The 16,561-nt window shown below is 69.9% G+C and carries 19 protein-coding genes and 1 pseudogene; 9 read left to right on the forward strand and 11 right to left on the reverse strand.

The window, feature by feature from the left end:
• Positions 1–14: 14 nt before the first annotated feature.
• The 3 genes from ABZV58_RS17025 to ABZV58_RS17035 form a co-directional block, all read right to left on the reverse strand.
• Entirely contained in the window at positions 15–1,121 is a 1,107-nt protein-coding gene (locus tag ABZV58_RS17025) for a crosslink repair DNA glycosylase YcaQ family protein (RefSeq protein ID WP_355001048.1), read from the reverse strand.
• A gap of 24 nt (positions 1,122–1,145) precedes the next feature.
• Positions 1,146–1,559 carry a hypothetical protein gene (locus tag ABZV58_RS17030; RefSeq protein WP_355001049.1) on the reverse strand — a complete coding sequence of 138 codons (414 nt, stop codon included), beginning with the start codon at positions 1,557–1,559 and terminating at the stop codon, positions 1,146–1,148.
• Between the two features lie 86 nt (positions 1,560–1,645).
• The gene (locus tag ABZV58_RS17035; RefSeq protein ID WP_355001050.1) at positions 1,646–3,154 is read right to left on the reverse strand and encodes an NAD(P)/FAD-dependent oxidoreductase; all 1,509 of its coding nucleotides are present in this window, start codon (positions 3,152–3,154) and stop codon (positions 1,646–1,648) included.
• 70 nt (positions 3,155–3,224) lie between these two features.
• On the opposite strand from ABZV58_RS17035, the gene ABZV58_RS17040 reads away from it, so the two are divergent.
• Complete coding sequence (locus ABZV58_RS17040) at positions 3,225–4,226, forward strand: AraC family transcriptional regulator ligand-binding domain-containing protein (RefSeq protein WP_355001051.1); 1,002 nt, start codon at positions 3,225–3,227, stop codon at positions 4,224–4,226.
• Here ABZV58_RS17040 and ABZV58_RS17045 read toward each other — a convergent pair whose 3' ends face one another.
• Entirely contained in the window at positions 4,227–4,943 is a 717-nt protein-coding gene (locus tag ABZV58_RS17045; RefSeq protein ID WP_355001052.1) for a hypothetical protein, read from the reverse strand. It abuts the gene before it with no gap.
• Between the two features lie 184 nt (positions 4,944–5,127).
• On the opposite strand from ABZV58_RS17045, the gene ABZV58_RS17050 reads away from it, so the two are divergent.
• The 4 genes from ABZV58_RS17050 (at position 5,128) to ABZV58_RS17065 (ending at position 8,780) form a co-directional block, all read left to right on the forward strand.
• On the forward strand, positions 5,128–5,505 hold the full coding sequence (locus ABZV58_RS17050; protein ID WP_355001053.1) for a hypothetical protein: 378 nt from the start codon (positions 5,128–5,130) through the stop codon (positions 5,503–5,505).
• A gap of 131 nt (positions 5,506–5,636) precedes the next feature.
• Positions 5,637–7,241 (forward strand): GMC family oxidoreductase, encoded by a 1,605-nt coding sequence (locus tag ABZV58_RS17055; protein WP_355001054.1) that lies wholly within the window; start codon positions 5,637–5,639, stop codon positions 7,239–7,241.
• Positions 7,242–7,301: 60 nt separating this feature from the next.
• Complete coding sequence (locus ABZV58_RS17060) at positions 7,302–8,027, forward strand: VIT family protein (protein ID WP_355001055.1); 726 nt, start codon at positions 7,302–7,304, stop codon at positions 8,025–8,027.
• An 87-nt stretch (positions 8,028–8,114) separates the two neighbouring features.
• Positions 8,115–8,780: a phosphoribosyltransferase family protein gene (locus ABZV58_RS17065; protein ID WP_355001056.1), complete on the forward strand. Its 666-nt coding sequence runs from the start codon at positions 8,115–8,117 to the stop codon at positions 8,778–8,780.
• Between the two features lie 60 nt (positions 8,781–8,840).
• Here the strand turns inward: ABZV58_RS17065 and ABZV58_RS17070 are convergent, their stop codons facing one another.
• Genes ABZV58_RS17070 through ABZV58_RS17080 form a run of 3 tightly spaced genes read right to left on the reverse strand, consistent with a single transcriptional unit; the run spans position 8,841 to position 9,668 of the window.
• The gene (locus ABZV58_RS17070) at positions 8,841–9,029 is read right to left on the reverse strand and encodes a CsbD family protein (RefSeq protein ID WP_355001057.1); all 189 of its coding nucleotides are present in this window, start codon (positions 9,027–9,029) and stop codon (positions 8,841–8,843) included.
• A gap of 8 nt (positions 9,030–9,037) precedes the next feature.
• Entirely contained in the window at positions 9,038–9,193 is a 156-nt protein-coding gene (locus ABZV58_RS17075) for a DUF6131 family protein (protein ID WP_221639457.1), read from the reverse strand.
• 37 nt (positions 9,194–9,230) lie between these two features.
• The gene (locus ABZV58_RS17080; RefSeq protein WP_355001058.1) at positions 9,231–9,668 is read right to left on the reverse strand and encodes a hypothetical protein; all 438 of its coding nucleotides are present in this window, start codon (positions 9,666–9,668) and stop codon (positions 9,231–9,233) included.
• 158 nt (positions 9,669–9,826) lie between these two features.
• Here ABZV58_RS17080 and ABZV58_RS17085 point away from each other — a divergent pair, with 158 nt between their 5' ends.
• Positions 9,827–10,021 (forward strand): hypothetical protein, encoded by a 195-nt coding sequence (locus ABZV58_RS17085; RefSeq protein ID WP_355001059.1) that lies wholly within the window; start codon positions 9,827–9,829, stop codon positions 10,019–10,021.
• 1 nt (position 10,022) lies between these two features.
• Here the strand turns inward: ABZV58_RS17085 and ABZV58_RS17090 are convergent, their stop codons facing one another.
• Entirely contained in the window at positions 10,023–10,160 is a 138-nt protein-coding gene (locus ABZV58_RS17090) for a hypothetical protein (RefSeq protein WP_355001060.1), read from the reverse strand.
• A 985-nt stretch (positions 10,161–11,145) separates the two neighbouring features.
• On the opposite strand from ABZV58_RS17090, the gene ABZV58_RS17095 reads away from it, so the two are divergent.
• A complete protein-coding gene (locus ABZV58_RS17095) occupies positions 11,146–12,309 on the forward strand; it encodes a cytochrome P450 (protein ID WP_355001061.1) in 1,164 nt (387 codons plus the stop codon).
• Positions 12,310–12,319: 10 nt separating this feature from the next.
• Here ABZV58_RS17095 and ABZV58_RS17100 read toward each other — a convergent pair whose 3' ends face one another.
• On the reverse strand, positions 12,320–13,342 hold the full coding sequence (locus ABZV58_RS17100; RefSeq protein WP_355001062.1) for a DUF418 domain-containing protein: 1,023 nt from the start codon (positions 13,340–13,342) through the stop codon (positions 12,320–12,322).
• Positions 13,343–13,597: 255 nt separating this feature from the next.
• Between ABZV58_RS17100 and ABZV58_RS17105 the strand changes: the two genes are divergently transcribed.
• Positions 13,598–14,080, forward strand: coding sequence for a MarR family transcriptional regulator (locus ABZV58_RS17105; protein WP_355001063.1), 483 nt, complete (start codon positions 13,598–13,600; stop codon positions 14,078–14,080).
• Positions 14,077–14,457: a DUF5313 family protein gene (locus ABZV58_RS17110; RefSeq protein ID WP_355001064.1), complete on the forward strand. Its 381-nt coding sequence runs from the start codon at positions 14,077–14,079 to the stop codon at positions 14,455–14,457. Before ABZV58_RS17105 ends, ABZV58_RS17110 begins: the two co-directional genes overlap by 4 nt.
• Before the next feature lie 253 nt (positions 14,458–14,710).
• Here ABZV58_RS17110 and ABZV58_RS17115 read toward each other — a convergent pair.
• Together ABZV58_RS17115 and ABZV58_RS17120 are read right to left on the reverse strand one after the other, a co-directional pair.
• A pseudogene (locus tag ABZV58_RS17115) lies at positions 14,711–15,103 on the reverse strand (cytochrome P450); the annotation flags it as partial.
• Positions 15,104–15,583: 480 nt separating this feature from the next.
• A complete protein-coding gene (locus ABZV58_RS17120; protein WP_355001065.1) occupies positions 15,584–16,378 on the reverse strand; it encodes a hypothetical protein in 795 nt (264 codons plus the stop codon).
• Between the last annotated feature and the right edge of the window lie 183 nt (positions 16,379–16,561).

Consider the following 16,561-nt stretch of genomic DNA (forward strand, 5'->3'; position numbering starts at 1 on the left):
GTCAACCGCGCCAGCTACCGAGCGGCGGGTGGTCGAGCTGCCGACAACTGATTCCACTCGAACCGCAGCCGCTGGTCCCCGGTCAACTCAACCGCACCTTCCTCCACCTCCCCCCGACGCCTACGCTCCAGCTTCTCGAACGCACTCACCACCATCCGATGCTCTCCACGCCGATACCGCCAAACCCCCACCACCTCCCCATCGACCAGCACCGCCCCCGGCGCCGACAACGCCCGCCACACCTCCCGACGCCGAGCACTATCCGGAACGAGCAAGGCCCGATCGGCTTGCCGCAGATACGGATCCCCGGGCGGAACCAGCACCACCCCCTCCGGCGCAACCGCCCCCAACACCGCGTCGACCAGCGATTCCGGCATCTCGTACCGCCGGTCGTCCACCTGCACGCGCACCAGCGTGCCCGCCACCTCCCTCCACGCCTCGTCGACGCCGACGCCGAGCCAATCGCGGAAGAGTGGGCGGGTGGTGGGGCCGTTCACCCGGAAGAACGCGCGCAGCAGGGCCAGGCGCGGCTGTTGGACGCCGACGGCGGGGTGATCCGGGGTCGGGTACAGCATGGTCGCGCGGTTCACCTCCGGGCCGAGCACGATCTGCGCGTGGCAGCCCGCCGCGCGAAACAGTCCGTCCGGTACATGCGTCGCGCGGCAGCGGTCGCACCACCGTGTCAGCGCGGGTGACACGCGCGCGGTCACCGCGGTGCTGGCGGCGGATTTCGGGGTCGGTCCGGTGACGACGGCGCGCAGCGCCGCGGCGATCTCGGCGACGGCCTCGGCGTGCGCCGCGCCGCCCTCGTCGGAGACGCGCGGCGCGAGTGCGTCGTGCAGCACGTCCAGCTGGGCGACCCGGTGCGCGTGCGGGGCGCCGCGCAACGTCCACCAGCTCACCAGTGGTCCGGACGGGTCGATGGCTCGCGCCAAAGACGTGGACCCGATGCGGTCCGTGCGCTGGCGCAGCGAGTAGGCGGCGCCGCCTAAGCGGCCGTCCTGGAAGCCGAGTAGTAGCAGGTCGTCCAGAAACCCGCCGTTGGTTCGCCCGTTCAGTCCGTGGCCGCGCCAGCGGTAGCCGAGCCACTGCGCGCGGCCGACGGCGATCGCCTTGGCCATCGCCCCACCATAGAGCCGCGACCGTCAGTATTCGTCGGTTCGCCAGGTCGACACCGCCCAGATCACCACGATGCTGAGGGCGATGATCAGGATGGACCAGTACGGGTAGTACGGCAGCGACGCGAAGTTCGCGATGATCGCGATCGCCGCGATGACGATCGCCGCGATCCTGCCCCAGGTGCTTCCGGTCATCAGGCCGATCGCGCAGACCACCAGGATGGCGCCGATCACGATATGGATCCAGCCCCAGGTCGAGATGTCGAACTGGTACACGTACTCGGGACCGACGACGAACAGTTCGTCGTCGACGACGGCCGAGATGCCCTCCAAGATCTGCAGTACGCCCACGGTCAGCAGCAGGATCGCGGCGCCGATGGAGGTGCCCGCGGCGATGCCCTGGCGAACCGGGTGTCGGGTGTCCGGTGTGGTCATCTGCATTCCCTTCCGCGAAGGAGAAACCTGGATGTCCATCCCAGCGGGTGCACCGGCGGAATACCTCACCCGTTTCGGGTGAGGATTCGGGATCAGCGCGCCGCGGCGGACACCGGCACGCGGTGCGCGCGCGGCGTCGGCTTCAGCGTTTTGTTCAGATTCGTGCGCAGTGTCGTGGCCGAATCCAGCAGATAGTTCTGGCGGACCTTCCACGGGTGCCGCTCGCCCTGGCGCGGGAACTCGTCGATGGAGCGCTGGACGTAGCCGGAGGCCAGATCGAGCAGCGGATGCTCGGTGAGAACGTGATCCGGCTCGGGGGCGACGGCCGCGTAGTCGTTGGCGTCCATGTGTCGCAGCACCTTGCAGACCAGCCGCGAGGACAGGTCGGCGCGCAATGTCCACGAGGCGTTGGTGTACCCGATGCAGACCGCGAAGTTGGGCACGCCGGTGAGCATCGCGCCCTGCCAGACGAACTGCTCGGACAGCCGCACCGGCACGCCGTCGACGTGCGGCGTGATGCCGCCGAAGGCGAGTAGCCGCAACCCGGTCGCCGTGACGACGATGTCGGCCTCCAGCACCCGGCCGGACTTCAGCCGGATGCCTTCGGGCACGAAACTGTCGATGTGGTCGGTGACGACCTCCGCCTTGCCCTTCTTCATCGCCTTGAAGAAGTCGGCGTCCGGTACAGCGCACAGCCGCTGGTCCCACGGGTCGTAGCTGGGTGTGAAGTGCTCGGCGACGGCCTGCTCGTCTTCGAGGATTCGCCTGGTGAGACCGATGAGCAGCTTGCGCGCGGATTCGGGACGACGGCGGCAGTACTGATAGAAGCCCGTGCTGAACAGGATGTTCTTGGTGCGGATCACCCGGTGCGCCAGGCGCGGCGGCAGCAGTTCGCGGATCTTGTCGGCCAGCTTGTCACGCCCGGGGACGGCGCTGATCCAGGTCGGGCTGCGCTGCAACATCGTCACCAGCTCGGCCTGCTCGGCCATCGACGGCACCAACGTGACCGCGGTGGCGCCGCTGCCGATCACCACGACCCGCTTACCCGCGTAGTCGAGGCCCTCCGGCCAGAACTGGGGGTGCACGATCCGCCCGGCGAAGCTGTCGGCGCCGGGGAACTCCGGCGCATGGCCGCGCTCGTAGTCGTAGTAGCCCGCGCAGGCGTAGAGGAAGCCGCAGGTGAGGGTGCGCTCGACGGTGTTTCCCGCTGCGTCGCGCTCGGCGAGGGTGAGTGTCCACCGGGACTCGGCGCTGGACCAGTCGGCCGAGAGCACCTTGGTGCGGAAGCGGATGTGACGGTCGATGCCGTTTTCGGACGCCGTCTCACTGATGTAGCGCAGGATCGAGGGCCCGTCGGCGATCGACTTCGCGTCGCGCCAGGGCTTGAACGGGTAGCCGAGGGTGAACATGTCCGAATCCGAGCGGATTCCCGGGTAGCGGAACAGATCCCAGGTGCCGCCGAGCCCGTCGCGCGCCTCGAGCACGGCGTAACTCTTGCCGGGGCATTCGGTCTGGAGCCGGTAGGCGGCGCCGATGCCGGACAGGCCCGCGCCGACGATCACGACGTCAAGGTGGTCCGGTACGACTGCGGTGTCGGTCATGGCCTCCAGTGTGCGGATCCGATCGGCCACCTTCTTGACTTCACGCGACAACTATTTGATTCTGGACGACATGTCCGTCATCCGGTCCGCAGGCTTGCGCGGCTTCCGCGCCACCGTGGCGGAACTGGGCGGCAATGCCGAGGAGTACGCCGCGGCGGTAGGCCTGCCCGCCGCCGCGCTGGACGCCGACGATCTGCTCGTCCCCGACCAGGCCGTGGCGGCGGTCTTGGAGTTGGCCGCCCATCGACTCGCCTGCCCCGATCTCGGACTGCGCATCGCCCACCGCCAGGACTTCGACATGCTCGGCCCGCTGGCACTGGCGATCCGCAACTCCCCCACCCTGGCCGACGCGCTCGAATGCTCCTCGCGCTACCTGTTCGTGCACGCGCGCTCACTGAGCCTGGCCTTGGCGGAGGACCCGTACGGCGACCGCGGCGTGATCGCCTTGCGCTACGGCGGCCCGCCGGACCTGCCCGCCCCGGTCCAGGGCACCGATCTGGGCCTCGGCTTCGTGCACCGCGCGATCCAGCGACTGGCCGAGGAGCGCTACGGGCTGCGTTCGGTCGAACTGCCGTACCACCCGCCCGCACCGCTGAGCGCCTACGAGGAGTTCTTCGGCGCACCGGTGCGGGTCGGCCGGTCCGCGGCGATCCTGCGGATGCCGTGCGCCCTCGCCGACCGGCCGCTCTCGGGCGGTGACCAGAACCTGCACCGGCTGGCCATGGCCTTCCTCGCCGAGCAGACCGCCGAGGGCGGCACGTCGATCGTGCCGAGGGTGCGCGCCGCGCTGCGCCAGCTGCTCGGCACGACGCCGCCCGAAATCGGCGCGGTGGCAGGGCTTTTCACCACGCATCCGCGCACCTTGCAGCGCAGGCTGACGGCGGAGGGCACCACCTTCGCCGCCTTGCTCGACGACGTGCGCCGCGACGAAGCCCGCCGCTACCTCACCACCACCGACATGCCGATGAGCCAGATCGCCTCGCTCCTCGGTTTCGCCGAGCAGGCGACCTTCACCCGATCCTGCCGTCGCTGGTGGGGGTGCACGCCGACCGCCCTGCGCCGGGCGGGCTGACTACGACGCCTTGCGCACCTTCTCCACGGCGTCGAGGAAGAACTTCTCGAAAGCGGCCTCGTCCAGCGAGTCCTTCAGCGCGGCGACGCGCACCACGACGGTGGTGCCGCGCAGCACGGCCATGCCCTGGTAGGCGGTGGACGTGAGCGGCTTGCCCGCGCCGACGGTCGAGGTGCTCACCGACTTGTAGACGATGGCCTCGGCGCCGTTCAGCCCGGCGGGCGCGTCCAGGTTCTCCACCTTGACCACCGAGGTGATCTGCTTGCCCTCCACCGTGGAGGTCGCACTCACCTCACCGCACTTCTTGTTGCCGTCGGTGATCTTCGCCAGGTCGGCGGTGCGACCCGCGACGAACTCGACGAACATCAGCCCGGCCTTCTCGTCGGTCGCGCCCGCGACGGCGGCGTCGGCGAGCAGGTCCTTGGTCGCCGTGCCGAGGTCCTGCTGGGTGTCCGCGCATTCCGCCGGGGTGATGGTCGAACTCTGTTGCGTGCCTGCGAGATCGGCGGCCGCAGTCTCCAGCCGGTCCTTGGGCAGATCGACTTTCTTTGTACCGGCCGGGAATTCGGATTCCGACAGCAGTAGCTGGTCGCGGGGGGTGGTCGGCGCGGCCGAATTCGACGCCGCGTCGTCGTTCCCGCCACAACCGGCGAGCAGCAAGACGCCCGCCGAAATCCCCGCCAGCAGGCGTGCCCCTGGGTACCGCAGTGTGATCATGCCGGTCAGCATGCCAGTACCCGTACCGCGCGGCAGCACCGGTCCGTGCTACGCGCGCGACGAGCAAGCGGCCTGTTCCGCCGACGGCGCGGCGCGGACAAGGTCAGGCGGCGGGGATCACCTCTAGGAGACCGGGATCGGTCGGCATAGACTTCGGCGCGAATATCGACTCGGAAGGGGTCGCATGGACACGGTTCGAGAAGTAGCCGAAGAAGGTAAGCGGCTCATCGACCTGGCCTGGCTCGGCGAGCTCACTCGCGACGACGCGGTGCATCGGTTCGTTCAGGTGGGCGACGGAATGGTCTGTCCGGTCACGGCGGGCGAGATCATCGACGACGGCGTGCGGTGGCTGGACGCCAATGCCACCCGACTACGGTTCCTCGGCTGGTGCGCCCTACTCGAACTACCGCTGCTCGGAGGTTTCGCCGTGCTCTCGCTCGCCCTCGGCGACTATGTCGCCGCGATGCTCGCGCTCGCGCTCCTCGGCGGCATGCAGTTCGCGCACCGCAAGTTGATACCGCACCCGATGCCGATCCGCCGCCCGCGCCGCGTGCGGCACTGACACGCCACCGGACTTCATCGGCCCCAACGCTTTTCGGCGTGTGATCGGCGCGCGCCTCGTACAGTGAACCGGACGTGCGGGATCGTCCGACGGCCCGCCGGTCGGGGTTGCTGGCTTGCGGGAGGACGGCCGTGCGGATCGAGGACTTGCGAACGGTCGGGGACGAGGAACTGTCCGCCGACGTCTGCGTGGTGGGATCGGGTCCCGCCGGACTGACCATCGCCGCCGAGCTGGCGAATTCAGCGCTGCGCGTGCTGGTCCTGGAGAGCGGCGGGCGTGAATCGTCGGACGCCGCCAACGCGCTCGACGACTACGACAACGTGGGCGCGCGCCGGGCACAGCCCGATCGCCTCGCGGGCGACCGGATCCTCGGCGGCAACTCGCACACCTGGAGCGGACGCTGCGCGCTGCTCGACGAGCTCGACTTCTGCGCTCGCCCTTGGGTTCCCGGCTCCGGATGGCCCATCGGCCCCGGCGACCTCGAGCCCTACCTGACCCGCGCGGCCTGCCACATCGGCATCGGTCACGGCAGCGGCTTCACCGACGACGGCTTCTGGGACCTGGCCGGTCGGACCCGCCCCGCCGACGCGCTGGACCCCGAGCGCTTCCGCCCCTACTTCTGGCAGATCAGCCGGGATCCGTCCGATCCGTTCGACTGCAAACGCTTCGGCGCCCACGTGGAAAGCCTTGTCGCGCGAAATGTTCTGATTCTGATCAACACCACTGTCACCCATCTCGACACCGATCCCGATGGCGCGCACGTGCGGACCCTCCAAGTGGCTGGCGCCGACCCGCGACCGCGAACGGTGCGCGCCCGCGCGGTGGTGCTCGCGACCGGCGGCATCGGCAATGCCCGCCTGCTGCTCGCCTCCCGGCGGACGGTGCCCGAGGGCCTCGGCAACCGGCACGACCTGGTCGGCCGCTACCTGATGGACCACCGCTGCGGAGCCGTCGGCGTGCTGGAACCCGGTGCGGCGGAGTCGGTCGCGCAGCGCTTCGGCAAGTACGTGGTGAAGACGCCGCACGGCCGCCATACCTTCCTGCACGGTGTCGCTCTCTCTCCCGAGATCCAGGCAAAGGAGGGTCTGCTCAACTGCGCGTTGTGGTTACAGGAAGTGCCCGCGGCGGACGATCCGTGGGACTCGGTGAAACAGCTGCTGCGCGGGCGCGGCGACCGCCACGACGCGAAGGTCGCGCTCACCAACGCCGGACTGCTGTTCGCCGGTGCGCGACGCCGCCTCGTCCAGCACACGGGGCTACCGCACAAGCTGGATCGAATCGAGTTGCGCTGCATGGTCGAACAGGCGCCGAACGCGGAGAGCCGGGTCACCCTGACCGACCGCGCCGATCGGCTCGGCGTGCCGACCGTGCGGGTGGACTGGCGGGTGCACGCGCAGGAGGACGCCACGGTGCGCCGGGCCGCCGCGCTGGCGGTCGCGGAGTTCGCCAGGCTCGGCTTGCCGACGCCGACGCTGTTCGAGTGGGCCGCGCCGGACAGCGCGCTGCCGCTGGAACTCACCGACTGGGCGCATCCGACCGGCACCACCCGGATGTCGGCCGATCCGCGCGCGGGCGTCGTCGACACCGACTGCCTGGTGCACGGCACGGACAACCTGTTCGTCGCGGGCAGTTCGGTGTTTCCCACGACGGGCCACGCCAATCCGACGCTGACGATCGTCGCGCTGGCTGTCCGGCTGGCCGATCACCTGCGCGGAAAGGTCGTGCCGAGCGGCTGAGGGGTCAGTCCGCCGCCTTCGAGCCATGAGCGAAGGCGGACAAGCATTAGGGTGCGGAACATGGAGGACTCGACGACCAGCGGTTCCCATCCGTACGAGCCGCACGCGGGCGGGTTCGCGACCAGGCTGAACTGGTTGCGCGCCGGGGTACTCGGCGCGAACGACGGCATCGTGTCGACGGCGGGCCTGGTGGTGGGCGTCGCCGCGGCGACGACAACGACAAGCGCGATCTTCACCGCGGGCATCGCGGGTCTCTCGGCCGGTGCGCTGTCGATGGCGGTCGGCGAGTACGTGTCCGTCAGCACCCAGCGGGATTCGGAGCGCGCGCTGCTCGCCAAGGAACGCAAGGAGCTCACCGACGAACCCGAGTACGAGCTCGCGGAACTCACCGACATCTATCGGGCCAAGGGACTCACGCCGGAGACCGCGCGCAAGGTCGCCGAGGAACTCACCGCGTACGACGCCTTCACCGCGCACGCCGAGGCCGAACTCGGCTTGAACCCGCGCGAACTCACCAATCCCTGGCAGGCCGCGCTGTCCTCCGCGGTCGCGTTCACCCTCGGTGCGCTGCTGCCGCTGCTGGCGATCCTGCTGCCGCCCGTCACCGCGCGCATCCCGGTCACGGTCGCCGCGGTGCTGGTGGCGCTGGCGCTCACCGGTTCGGTCAGCGCGCGGCTCGGCGGGAGCGATCCGCGGCGCGCGGTGCTGCGGGTGGTGCTCGGCGGTGCGCTGGCCATGCTGGTCACCTACGGTATCGGGCAGCTGGCCGACGTCTCCGGAATCTGAGGCGGTCACCGAGCTCCCACCCGCCGTGGGGGATTCGGCCGGGCGTAGACTTCGATGCTTTCCGAAGTCCGAGTCCGGAGGCCGAACATGCCCTTCCGTGATCGCCGGGCGGCGGGTCGGCGACTCGCCGTGCGGTTGACCGACTTTCGCGACGCCGACGCCGTGGTGCTCGGGGTGCCGCGCGGTGGCGTTCCGGTCGCCTACGAGGTGGCCCGCGCGCTGGACGCGCCACTCACGGTGGCGATGGTGCGCAGGCTGCGGGTGCCCTATCGGCCCGAATTGGCGTTCGGCGCGATCGGCGAGGGCGGCGTCGGGGTGATCGACGACAAGATCCTGGCGCGCGCGTTCGTCTCCGAATCGGGGCGGGCCGAGGTGGAGGCCGAACAGCGAGCGGACTTGGCGCGCAGCGCCATTCGCTATCGCGGTGGCACGTCCGGCCTCGCGCTGCACGGGCGGACCGCGGTGATCGTCGACGACGGCATCGCCAGCGGCGTCACCGCCCGCGCGGCCGTCGCGGTGGTGCGGGCGGCGGGGGCCGAACGCATCGCGCTCGCGGCGCCCGTCGGCGCGGCCTCGGCGATCCGGGCGTTGAGCGGGCGGGTCGACCAGGTGGTCTGCCTGGAGGGCGCGGAAGTGGTCACCTCGATCGCGCGATGGTACGGGGATTTCGCCCCGGTCGACGACGCCCAGGTGTGCGATCTGCTGGACGGTGCGGCGGCCGAATTGCGCCAGCGTTCCGGCGAATCCGGCTAGGCACACCAACGCACGCCGATGTCGGCCGAGAGGCTGCTCTCGGCCGACATCGGCGATCGGTCAGCGCCGGAACGCGTCCCGCACTTTGTTGGCGGCTTGTTTCATGTTGCCGCGGAACTGGTCCCGCCGACCTTCCGCCGTCAGCCTCGGGTTATCGGTCGCGCGTCCGAAGAATTTCTTCACGCGACCCCGCGCGGCTTGAATGCGGTGATCGAAACGACTGTTCCGTCGGTAATTGTCGGCAGTCATCGATGGCCTCAGTAATAGTGCCTGCGGCCGCCGATCGGACGGCCCACCGAGCCTGCGATCCAGAGCACCGCGCCGATGATCAGCACGATGATGCCCGCGGTCGTCAGCAATCCGATTCCGAGCAACCAGCCCACAATCAGAAGAATCAATCCGAGGATAATCACGGTCACATCCCTTTCTTTCCGGTAAACCGTTGACGTGTCAGGTGGTAGTAGGCGCCTGAGTCTTGCCGCGAGCGCCAGCGATCGGCGGGGCTCCGGATGGTCGGCGCAGGAAGCGGTTCGGGCTCCAGGCGGGCTTCCCTGCGGGCGGCGGCGCGACGGGCGGCGCCTGTGGCGGAGCCGTGCCGCGACGAGCCGCCGCGGCTTCCCTGCGCGACCTGCGCAGTTCCCTGCGTGCCTCGCTGCCGCGGCGGGAGGTACGCCAGAGCCCGGTCAGCAACAGCACCAATCCGAGCGCGCCCGCCGCGCCGATCACCGTGCCGTAGAGGAATACCTCTCCGGCCGAGGCCGTGAACTGATAGTCGAATACGGCGAAGTCGCCCGTCGACGTGCGTAGCTCGCCGGTATTCGCCGCCACCGCGGCGACGCCGACGACCACCGCGCCGATCAGGACGATCAGCCCTAGGAGAATGATCATGACAATCCTGGTGCGCTGAAATGTTCTATTACGAGTCCGCTATTCCCGGTTCCGACGGGCTCAAACAACACGATCGGAAACGTTTGCGCCGCGCGGTTTCGGTGTATGCGCAGAACTGACCATCACCGGTCGATCAGCACCAAGGAGAGTCGAGCATCATGACCTACACCTTCGATCTCACCGACTACTCGGACGAGTCCGCCGTCGTCGCCGAGAACGCGCTGCGCGGACTCGGCGGCGTCGATTCCGTCGACGTGGACCGGGTCGCGGAGACCATCACGGTGAACTCCACCACCCTCAGCTACGGCGAGGTCCTCGACGCGATCAGGCAGTCGGGCGTCCCCGCGAAGTAGCTCAGCGAGTCGGGCCGAGATCGAGGCGTTCGGTCATCCGGTCGACCAGCCCCGGCGCTATGCCGGGGTCGCGTCGCGCCGCGAGCGCCTCCCCGCGGCCCGCCTCGACCACCTCCGTGCGGATGACGGTCGTCTCCACATCACCTTCAGGTCCTCGCGCGGCTCATGCGCTGGCGTCTTGGTCGGCGGTCGAGGGATCGTCGCGGGTCAGTCGCTGAACTGGACGCGCGGCCGCTCGTAGATCTCGCCGTACAGGCCCCTCCGTCTCCGCGAGCTGCTCCATTCAGGTTGGCTCGGCCTTGCACCACGCGGTCCCAGTGCCGCTGTTCCAGCTCGCGTTTCCTTCCTCGTGTCGGCGTGCACGCCGGTCGACCGCATGACCAGCGGCAGTGTCGGATCATGTGGCAGCAGGGAACAGCACGGCGGCGAACACCGCGCCCCGCGCCGCCTGGTACCAACCCGACAGCGCACAGCGACGACCGCGCGGCGACCACGTCACCGCCCCGTACGCGGAGGATGGCCGGTGGCCACGGCTTGCACGGCCGCTCTGTAGCTGACGATGGCGGCAAGTCGTCGAACAGCCTTTATCCGCCCAGCACGACGGCACGCGACACGACGGCACACGGCACAACAGCACGACGACGCGGCGGGGCGACGGCGCGACCACGCGGCGGCGCGGCACGGCGACGGCACGACCACGCGGCGGCACGGCAGGGCGACAACCACGCGGCGGCACGGCAGGGCGACAACCACGCGGCGGCACGGCAGGGCGAAGACCACGCGGCGGCACGGCAGGGCGAAGACCACGCGGCGGCACGGCGGGCGACGGCGCGGGCCGTGCGTTGCCGCCGCGATGGCGATCAACCCGACGGCGCGCAGCGCGATTCAGCCCCAGCTCTGCGCGCACCGCCGCCAGAAGGCGCGACGCGCGACCGCGTACAGCCGTGGCAGCAACACAAGCGGCCAAAAGCGTCACCGTGCCGCGTTTGCCGTCCTGTCGCGCGCCGGGCAACCCGTGGCGAACGCCGCCACCAGCCCGCACGGCGCATTCGGCGCGCGCGGAGTACTTTGGTGCGCACCGAACGCGCCGAGAAGTGTTGGCGGACAAGCGGATGGGGGCTGGGATGCGAGAGATCTTCGATGCCGGTTTCGCGGCGGATCCGTGGCCGGTGCTGGACGCACTGCGCCGCGAGGGCGGCGTGCACCGTGTCCGCACACCCGACGGTCCGCCCGCCTGGCTGGTGACCAAGTACGCCGATGTGCGCGCCGCGCTGTCGGACAAGCGCTTGACCACCGACGTGAACAGGGCCGGACCGGTGGACTACGCCGGATTCGCCGTCCCGCCCCCGCTGAACGCACTGCTCGTGGCCGACGCGGAGGCTCATGCCCGCCTGCGCCGCCTGATCACCACCGAGCTGACACCGCGCCGCCTGACCGGGTGGGACGAGCGCGCGGCCGATCTGGTCGATTCGCTGCTGCGCGGCGCCGAGGCGGACCCGAAGGTGGATCTGATCGAGCGTCTCGCGGTTCCGTTGCCCACCGAAGTGCTCGGCGACCTGCTCGGACTGGCCGATTCCGAACGAGAAACCCTGCTGGACTGGGCGAATTCGACGCTGTTGCCCGGCGGGTCGGCGCCGCGGGCCAGGGACACTCTCGCCGCCATGCGCGCGTTCGTCGACGCCACGATCGAAACGGCAAGCACCGACAGCCCGGTCGGGCGGCTGGTCGCCGCGAGCGGCGAGACCGGCTCACCGACCGCGGACGAACTCGCCGGTGTGCTGTTCTATCTGCTGTTCGTCTGGTACGAGGTGCTCGTAGACCTGATCGCGGGCGCGCTGCTCACGCTGATCGCCGAACCCGCGCACCGCAGGGCTTTTCGGGCGGCCACGGACCGGCGGCGCGCCGTGGACGAGCTGCTGCGCTACCTTTCGCCGCAGGTGCTCGCCGGAGCCCGTTTCGCGACAACGGATCTGGACATCGGCGGCTACACCGTGCAAGCCGGGCAGACCGTATTGCTGTGCCTCGCGGGCGCCAATCGCGATCCGGCGGTGTTCGATCGGCCCGACCGGTTCGACCCGACCCGCGTCCGCAACGCCCAGCTGGGCCTCGGCCACGGCGCCCACTCCTGTCTCGGCGCCGCGCTCGTGCACAGTGTCGCCGACGCCGTCCTCGAGCACTTCTTCGCCAAATGGCCCGAGACGACGCTGACGACGCCCGCCCGAGAAGTTCCGTGGCGCTGCGGTTTCCGGCACCGCGGGCCGCTCCTGCTTCCCGTCGCGCTCGCCTGAGCACCTCGACTCACCTGCGGGGCAAGCCGATCGATGCGACGCCTTCCGGCTCCGGCTCACGGATCGGGACGATGCGCCACCACGTGACGCACCGCCACACCCACTCCAGCGGTCCGTATCGAAGCCAGTGCATCCACAGGTAGCTGACGAACGCCTGGAGCACGAGGATCGCCGCGGCCAAGCCGAGCAGCGCGGGATAGCGGGTGGTGCCGCCGAGATGCAGACGCTCTTCCGCGAGCAGGATCAGCACCGTTGCGGAAACGTAGTTCGTCAGCGCCATGCGCCCCATCGGCTCGAGTACTTCGGTGAGCACCTCGCCGAACCCGGTGCGCAGCACGAGCAGTAGCCCGGTCGCATAGGCGACCGCGCCGAGCAGGCCCGCGATCGGTTCGATCGAGCTGGTCCACAACTCCAGATACGGTGTGCGCCACTGCCATACCGCGGTCGCGATCGCGGCGGGCACTGCGATGACGAAGACGGCCGCGATCGGCCAGGTGCGACCGCGCAGAACGTCGACGAGACCGAAACGTTCGGCCGCCGAGCCGAGCAGGAAGAGACCGGGTACCAAGGCCAAGCCGCCGCCGAGGGTGAGCGCCACACCCACCGTGCCCACCAGGCCCGCGACAAGAACGAGCCACGACGGCAACGCGGAAGCGGGCAGCAGGATCACCAATCCCACGACCGCGTACGGCAGCAGCGCCTCGCCCGGCTGGAACAGCTGGTGCACGAGTCCGAGCGCGCCGAGCGCGACCAGCTTGCGGGCCAAGACAACTCGCGGACGTGCGGTCCGCTCGGCGGCGCCGTCCAGGAACAGCGCGAAGCTCAGGCCGAACAGGAACGAGAAGATCGGGAAGAAGCGCTCCTCGACCACCACCGAGAGCACGTGCCGGACCGGGTCCATGGCCCCGCCGGAGGGCACGGTGGCCGTCATGTCGGTGATCTGCCAAATGTCGACCACCAGGATTCCGCACAGCGCGAACCCGCGAACGGCGTCTAATTCGTGAATGCGCTCGCGCGCGGCGACGTCGTACATGCCCCGACAGTAACGGCGCAGGCGGACGAAATCCGTCAACAACTTGCGCACGGCCGGAGCGAAGGCCGAGTTACGCCTGATGGCGCAGGGGGACGAAGTCCGTCGACAACTCGCGCACGGCCGAAGCGAAGGCGGAGGTACGCGTAATGGCGCAGGCGAGCCGCGGCGCTGAACAGCTCTCAGATGACGTCGCGCACATTTGCTTCACGCACTAACTATTTGTGCGTTAACCTAGCCGGGACCCGAGGAGGAACCGTGGACACCCAGATCGAGGACCCGCTGCGCCTGGACCGGCAGGTGTGCTTCGCACTGGCCGTGGCCAATCGCGCGGTGCTCGCCGTCTACCGCCCGCTGCTCGAACCGCTCGGCCTCACCCATCCGCAGTACCTGGTGATGCTGGCGCTGTGGGGCGAGGCGCCGATGTCGGTGAAGGAGATCGCCGAGGCCATCCAGCTCGATTCACCGACCCTCTCCCCGCTGCTCAAGCGCCTCGAGTCGGCCGGACTGATCAGCAGGGGCCGCGACCCGCGCGACGAACGCAACCTGGTGATCGACCTGACCAAGGCGGGCGCGGCGCTGCGAGCGCAGGCCGAGCGCATCCCGCCCGCGGTGGTGCAGCGCCTCGGTGTCACTCTCGCCGACCTCGAGGAACTGCGCGACGTGCTGACCAGGGTCAACGAAGCCGCCCGCCGCTCGACGCTCGCCGAACCGCACCCAACGTCAGGAGCCGACGCATGACCCGCGCCCGTCGCCGCCCCAACCCCGTCGAGTGGATCGGCTACGCCTTCGGGCGCAGGCTGCCCGATTCGTTGCAGGACTGGGTGCGCGAGGACCTGACCGGAAAGTACGCCGTCGCAAGGCATCTGGTGCGCGGGCTGGTGCCGTTCACGCCGCTGTTCGCGGTATTCATGTTCTTCCCTGGCGCGCTGTGGCTGCGCGGATCGATGGTGCTGCTCGCCGTGCTGCTCGCGCTGTTCTACACCGCGGCCTTCATGCCGATGAATCGCGCGCACCGACTGACCAAACACGGGCTGCCCGCCGATCTGGAGAACCCGGAACGTGCGCGCAAGCGCGAGCTGGAGCGGGCCCGCTACGCCGCCCAGCACCCGCACTGAGCAGGAGCACCAGCTCCGGACAACACAGCCGAGCACCAGCTCCGGACAACACAGCCGAGCACCAGCTCCGGACAACACAGCCGAACGCCAGCTCCAGGCAGCGCGGCGGAACGCCAGCTCCAGACGACACAACGGAACCGAGCCGAACGCAACGGAGCACCGGCCCCAGTCAGCGCAACGAAGCACCGGCCCCAGACAGCGCGGCGGAACGTCGGCTCCAGACAGCGCAGCGGAGTAACCGGCTCGAGACGACTCAGCGGAGCACGAGCTCCAGGCGCGCGTGCCGTCGTACGAATATGCTCGGAACCCATTGGGCCGCATCTGGTTCCGGTGCCAACTCGAACGACTCGGTAGCGCCGAGCAGCGCTTCGAGCGCGACCCGCGCCTCCAGCCGCGCCAACGCGGCGCCGACGCAGAAGTGGACACCTTTGCCGAACGCGAGGTGACCGCGTCGCACCGCGCGATCCAGCCGGAGCCGGTCGGCTTCGGGGAAGACCGCCGGGTCGCGGTTGGCCGCGCCCCAGAGCAGCAGCAGGTGCGCGCCCGCTGGCAGGTCGACGCCGAGCGTGGTGTCGGCGACGACGTGCCGGTGGTGGGCCCGCAACGGCGATTCCAGCCGCAGCACCTCCTCGAGAAAGCCGGGCATTTTTCCGCACCCGGCAACCGCCCGGCATCCCACCCGTGGACGCCCACCTCCGCCGAGACGACGCGCTCCCCCAGCAGTCCGTCCAACACAGACCAGACCTACCTCCACAGGCGTTCTCGCCACGAGCTAGGGACGACCTCCCCCGTCAGGCGGCCCCGGCCACTTGCCGGATCACCACCGCGTCAGCGTTCGACGCCGTCAACGACACCGGCTCGACCCGGGGGCAGTCCGCCGCGTGCCAGCGCGCCGAGCGGCTCAGTAGTGGCCGACGGGCTGACCTGCGTCTGCGGCCCGCTCGTCTGCGGCAGGGCAGACGCGGGCGGAGGTCTGGCGGCCACGGTTTCGACAGGAATTCCACCGCACCCCTCCGCGCAGGTCCGACGGACGGTGCGGGCACGACGGCTGCGCAGGCACAGCTGGCGCGGGGCGCGGCAGGCGATACCGGCAGCACCGGCGGGACGAGCGGTGACGCCCACCGGCTCACCGACCGGCGGGCAGTCCGGGCACGATCGGCGGGAGCGGGAACAGCTGCGGCACGATCGGCGGCGCGGGCACGATCGGCGGGGCAGGGGCGGGCGGAGGTGCGGGGCCGACGGGCGGTGCGGGTGCGGCGGGCTGCGCAGGCGGGGCAGGTGCGGCGGGCGGGGCAGGCACAGGTGCAGGTGGGGCGGGCAGGGCAGGTGCGGCAGGTTGCACCGGCACGCCGGCACCCTGTTCCTGCGGCACGCAGATCCACCGGCCATCCGGTGAGAGACCCCACTGGGCCGTGATGCCTTCGTGCGAACAATCGTCACCGACCTGGTGGTCTTCGCGAACCTGCTCCGGTGGCACGCAGATCCACTGGCCGTCGGGATCTCGGCCCCACTGGGCCGTGATGCCATCGTGCGAACAATCGTCACCGATCCGGTGCGGCTCGAGACCCTGCCCCTGCGGCACACACATCCACTGACCCTCGCGCAGATCCCACTGCGCGGTGATGCCGCCCGCGGAGCAGTCGTCGCCGATCCTGCGTGCGGCCAGCGGCGCCGATGCGGAGACCGGCGGACGGACGGTGGTGCTTATCGGCATCGTGCGCGGAGTCGGGCTGGCGGCTGTGGTGAACGAGGGCGTCGGCGCTGTCGCGTTCTCCGACTCCTGGCTCGAACGCAACACGAGCCCGATCGCCACCACCACCGCTAGCGTCGCGGCGATGGCCGCCGCGATGGTGAGGACGCGAGTGTTGTTGTTCTGGCCATCGTCATCGCCGTAGGGCGCCGGTCCACCACCGGATTCCACTATCGCACCGCCTTCACTGCCGAACAGAGAACACCGTCACGAGTAGCCGATCTTCTCCGGAGGTTACCCGAAGGTCGCTGATTCGAAGATCGACTCTCCGCAACAGGGTTCGCACTGCGCAACAGGCATACCCGCGGATTACTACGAATCTGCCCGCACGCCAACGCAAAAGCGAACTCCGCG

This window comes from Nocardia sp. NPDC004654, assembly GCF_040609595.1.
In the GTDB taxonomy this organism is placed as follows: Bacteria; Actinomycetota; Actinomycetes; order Mycobacteriales; family Mycobacteriaceae; genus Nocardia.